Source organism: Erwinia sp. B116 (assembly GCF_002865965.1).
Taxonomy (GTDB): Bacteria; Pseudomonadota; Gammaproteobacteria; order Enterobacterales; family Enterobacteriaceae; genus Erwinia.
This window is the reverse complement of the sequence record NZ_JRZZ01000101.1, coordinates 1-941: the sequence shown is the minus strand read 5'-3', so window position 1 is coordinate 941 and position 941 is coordinate 1. Positions and strand designations below refer to the sequence as shown.

Sequence of the window (941 nt, the reverse complement as noted above, 5' to 3'; positions counted from 1 at the left end):
CAAAGCACCGGTGAGCTTTCCTATAACGGACGGCATGTTGAGACAGGATATTCTGGAAGGATGACGAATAAAAATAATCCTTCTCGTCAGCAAGTAAAGGGGTTAGGGCCTATTCCTCAGGGGACTTATAGAATAGGTAAGTATACTCGTTCTAAAGGACCCTATACCATTATCCTGACGCAAATTTCAGGAGAAAGTTTTGGACGTAATGAATTCAGAATACATGGTGAACGCATTAAAGGCCCCCCGGGCTGGGCTTCTGAAGGATGCATTGTTATGGGGGCTGGCACACGCAGACTAGTCGCTAACTCCCCTGACAATACGCTGGTGGTCGTGCGATGAAAGGATTAGTGCTTTTTATACTCACAGTTCCCCTGTTTGCCAACGCTATACAGCCTAAGGATTTGACTTCAGCAGATGAACATCATAAATATCTGCTTTTGCAAAATCCGGCTAACAGTAAACAGTTAATCCGCGGCGTAAAGTCATCGCAACCGATATGGCTGGCGGTGGTTCCCGATATTATCGACAGCCTTCCTCAATCGCAAAATCATGCGCTAATGAATGCGCTGGCAGCGTCACTTATCCGGTCTGCCCCTGATACGCTGCACACGCTGGCAGAAGTGGACAAGGTTATCGCCAGAGAAGGACACTCATCGCAGCGTGATAAATTTGGTTCCGATATCATTTGTGTGTATGTACCGGACCCGGATATTTACAACAAACAGTCAGTAAAAGAGTATTTCTCAAGGGCAAAGGCGGTGTTGCCTCAGGCTGGTGAGGCGGGTCGATCGTGCCTGGAGATTATGGGAGAACTTATTGCTGAGATGAAACGCGAGAATGAGAAAAAACCGTACAAGTGGGGTAATAAGGATTATTTTAAAAGCTATTACCCGTTAAATGTACCCACAGAAACACCTTGATTGCGGGCTTTTCTTGTA

Annotated in this window: 2 protein-coding genes; both read left to right on the top strand. The window is 46.2% G+C overall.

Going from position 1 to position 941, the window contains the following annotated elements; translation table 11 throughout:
- Nucleotides 1–342: tlde1 domain-containing protein (locus tag NV64_RS22725; protein WP_101506848.1), on the top strand; the 342-nt coding region annotated here is incomplete at its 5' end.
- Nucleotides 339–923, top strand: coding sequence for a hypothetical protein (locus NV64_RS22720; RefSeq protein ID WP_101506847.1), 585 nt, complete (start codon nt 339–341; stop codon nt 921–923). The genes NV64_RS22725 and NV64_RS22720, both read left to right, overlap by 4 nt.
- Nucleotides 924–941: the final 18 nt, after the last annotated feature.

Bases quoted from the DNA above. Each gene is read 5' to 3' on its own strand.
- NV64_RS22720 (WP_101506847.1), top strand. From the start codon at position 339: ATGAAAGGATTAGTGCTTTTTATACTCACAGTTCCCCTGTTTGCCAAC.